General features: G+C 43.5%; 4 protein-coding genes. 1 reads left to right on the top strand and 3 read right to left on the bottom strand.

Translation table 11 applies throughout. The features are described 5' to 3' along the window. Positions 1-510, top strand: a 510-nt coding sequence (locus JSQ97_RS12575) for a hypothetical protein (protein WP_205076363.1), incomplete at its 5' end; no start/stop codon positions are given. A gap of 231 nt (positions 511-741) precedes the next feature. Here the strand turns inward: JSQ97_RS12575 and JSQ97_RS12570 are convergent. The 3 genes from JSQ97_RS12570 to JSQ97_RS12560 form a co-directional block, all read right to left on the bottom strand. Continuing rightward, the gene (locus tag JSQ97_RS12570) at positions 742-1,605 is read right to left on the bottom strand and encodes a ketose-bisphosphate aldolase (protein WP_205076362.1); all 864 of its coding nucleotides are present in this window, start codon (positions 1,603-1,605) and stop codon (positions 742-744) included. A 21-nt stretch (positions 1,606-1,626) separates the two neighbouring features. After that, positions 1,627-2,406: a DeoR/GlpR family DNA-binding transcription regulator gene (locus JSQ97_RS12565; RefSeq protein ID WP_205076361.1), complete on the bottom strand. Its 780-nt coding sequence runs from the start codon at positions 2,404-2,406 to the stop codon at positions 1,627-1,629. After that, positions 2,407-3,491: ADP-dependent glucokinase/phosphofructokinase (locus JSQ97_RS12560; RefSeq protein ID WP_205076360.1), on the bottom strand; the 1,085-nt coding region annotated here is incomplete at its 5' end.

Genomic DNA, 3,491 nt, shown 5'->3' with positions numbered 1-3,491 from the left:
CTTCCGGGGGATGGTAAAGTCTGCGCGGATGAGATCGGCGGATCGCGATTCAAAAAGAGAAAAATGAATTTTATAATTGAAACGAAAAAATCAAAAGATGAGATTCTTCAAATCATACGAAACAACACTTATATAACAACTTCCGTATTTGATTTTTCGAAAGGCGATAAATATTTTGTAGGAAAAGTATCTGAAAATTCATTTAAAATTTTCAGGCATATACATCACAAAAATTCGTTTTTGCCTTTGATGATCGGAACTGTTGAAGAAAATGATTACGGTTCAACAATAAAAATAAAAATGCGGATGGCGACTTTCGTAACGTTTTTTTTATCTGTTTGGTTTGGAGGAGTAATCACCGCATGTCTGATATTTCCTTTTGCCGGCTTTCCTATGCCGTCCGCTTTAATCCCTTATCTAATGCTTGTTTTCGGGATTTTGCTTGTCGTAATTCCGAATAAAAGTGAAACCGAAAAGGCAAAAGAAAAATTAGAAGAACTTTTAAAATAAACAGTCCTCACCGCAGAGCGGCAAGGTATATTTATTAAGCGGCAGGAACTGTCCGAAAAGCAAGGTTTAAACGAGCCGCTGAAATAGCGCGTCTCGTTTAACTTCGAATTTTCTTTCGAAAACTCGCGAACCAACGTGTGCGCTCATGCGCATAACTGCGGCATTTTCGAAAATCGACACTTCCTGCAATGCCGCAGTTTAAAGAATCTTTCGAGACAGCCCTCTTCAAACTTACCGATAATACCGCGCTTTATCGCCGTCGTTGAACAGTTCGATCTTGTGGTATATGACCTGTTTCATCGCGTCGATGCACGCGGGGTAAATCGCGTTCGGTTCGCGCAGCGTCGTATCTTCGAGCACTTCCCGGCATTTTTTGTAAAACGCCGATTTGATATCGCTCGATATGTTGATCTTTGCGACACCGAGCCGCACCGCTTCGGCGATCTCTTCGTCGGGATTGTCCGAACCGCCGTGCAGCACGAGAGGCACGCTCGTCTTTCCGACGATTTCCTTTAACAAATCGAGGCGGAGCTTGGGCTTTTTCGTTTTCGGATACAGTCCGTGCGCCGTACCGATAGCGATCGCAAGCGTATCGACGTTCGTCGCTTCGACGAAGCGTACGACATCGTCGGGATTCGTATAGATGATATTGTCGGTACCTGCCTCCCCTCCGTTGCCGGTCGCACCGATCGTCCCGAGTTCGGCTTCTACGGACACGTTTACCGCGTGCGCAGCTTCGACGACTTTTTTCGTTATCGCGATATTGTCGTCGAAAGACGTCGTTGAAGAATCGATCATAACCGACGTAAAGCCGCATGCGATGGCACGGATGACTTGCGCAAACGATGCGCCGTGATCGAGGTGGATGCAGACGGGAACGGACGCTTTATGCGCTTCTTCGCGCACCGCCGCAACAAAACTGTCGCCGACAAACGAAAGCTCGTCGGGATGGATGGCGATGATAACGGGGGCGTGTTTTTCTTCACACGCTTCCATTACCCCTTTTAAAATCATACTGCTGCTTACATTAAAAGCAGGAACGGCAAAATGCTCTTTTTGTGCAACGCACAGCATTTCTTTCATGTTCATCAACATTTGAAGCTCCTTCTATACGCGCTACACGGCGACGACATTCAAACCGCCTTCGGTCAGAATGCGTTCATCGGCAGCCGTTATATTCGTATCCGTGATCAAAATATCGGGAGTTTTTATATCGCATACGAAACACAGGGCGGTCGTTCCGGCTTTGGTCGAATCGACGGCGATGATAACGTATTTCGCATTTTGAATCATCAAGCGTTTAATAACCGCTTCCTGCGGAATCGCCGAAAAAAAACCGTCGTACGGGATAAATCCGCTCATCCCCAATATCGCTTTATCGGTTCTGTATCGCCGAATCGCGTCTTCGCTAGTCGAACCCAATAAGGAATCCGTCGCTTTTTCCAATTCCCCGCCCGTAAGGATGACTTTATTGTCGTTGATGCCGGCAAGCGTTCTCGCTATCAGCGGAGAATTCGTGACAATCAGCAGTTGTTTGTGCTTTAAAAGGCTTTGCGCCGTCAGCAGCGTCGTACTGCCGCCGTCCATAAAAACGCTGTCGCCGTCATTGATGAGAGAGGCGGCGTATGCGGCGATGCGTTTTTTTTCTTCGACGGCACTTCCCATCCGCACGTCCAGATTCGTCGTCTGCCAAATCGCCCTGTCCCGGTTGATCATCGCGCCGCCGTGCGTACGGATCAATTTGCCGTCTTGCTCCAAAATCAGCAAATCGCGCCGGATCGTCACTTCGGTAACGTCAAAGTGCCGTGCGAGTTCGGGTACGTCGGCTCGTTTATTTTCGCCGATATAATCCAGCATACGGTTTCTTCGCTCTTCTACGAATTCTTTTTTTTGCATTTACTTCTCTCCGTAGGCCGCTTTTGCCAAAAATCCTCCGACAAAAGCATCTCCCAGGCCGATGGTTGTTACGTCTTTCTGATTGACTGCAATGGAAGCAATACAATATACTTTATTTGAAAGCGCCCTTATTTTAGAACAGAAAATTTCGCTTATCTGTTCACGAGGCATTTTTGCCGTACTGTAATAATCCTCTGCGGAAAAATCATCTCCGCATCGCAGACGAGTTGTTGCCATAATAATACCGGCATCCAAAGCCGTTTTGTAGTTTTCTATATCGGTTCCATAGGCAAGTGCCCAATAACGAGTATGGACAATTAAAGTAGGTACATGGATTTTTTGTTGAAGTAATTGCAAGGAATTCAATATAGTAGAAGGATTCAGCAAATCAACTTCCGCTCCGATATAATTTTGCATTTCATCTTCATTAAGGCTGTATATACTGATGTAAGGTAATAAAGATTTCCATACCTCGCAAGGAAATTTTGGATTGTAAAAACAAGCATCTTCATAATATATTTTTATATTCTTACAATATTTATCTAAACACTCCGTTATAAATGTTAATCTCGCTTTTAATAAGTTAATATCTTGTATGGCATTTAATCCGCTCAGAAGCAAAATATCGGCGGTTCTATTTTTTTCAAAAAAAACGGGATTAATCAGCATAAGAGCATTGTCTGCATCATTGGTAAAAATAATTCTATTTGCCCGTTTTGATCTGACAACACTGTTATGAAAGCGAACAACCAAATCCTTTGGAAACTGAATAATTAAATGCGGATATAAACTGTCGGTAGAATTACTACAAACAAAATCTGCGTTCGTCGGTAACAGCTTTCTCACAACATCATTGACGGTTACTAAGTGTAAAAAAGATTTGCACCCTAATTTTGCCATTACTATTGCAGCTCTGGGAGCCGTACCACCGATTGTTGTTTTATAAGGAAATTCGCTTGTAAAAGAATTAATAATCGATATATCTTTAATCTGTTTTTCTCCTCCCTTTCCTGTTTTTAAAAAATAAAGAATGGAAGAAACAATATCTTTTAATGTCGTTATGGATTCTCTATCATATATATCAT

This window comes from Treponema sp. Marseille-Q4523 (assembly GCF_016901105.1).
GTDB lineage: Bacteria > Spirochaetota > Spirochaetia > Treponematales > Treponemataceae > Treponema_D.
This window is presented reverse-complemented; position numbering and strand designations above follow the sequence as displayed.

Bases quoted from the DNA above. Each gene is read 5' to 3' on its own strand.
- JSQ97_RS12565 (WP_205076361.1), bottom strand. From the start codon at position 2,406: ATGCAAAAAAAAGAATTCGTAGAAGAGCGAAGAAACCGTATGCTGGAT.
- JSQ97_RS12570 (WP_205076362.1), bottom strand. From the start codon at position 1,605: ATGTTGATGAACATGAAAGAAATGCTGTGCGTTGCACAAAAAGAGCAT.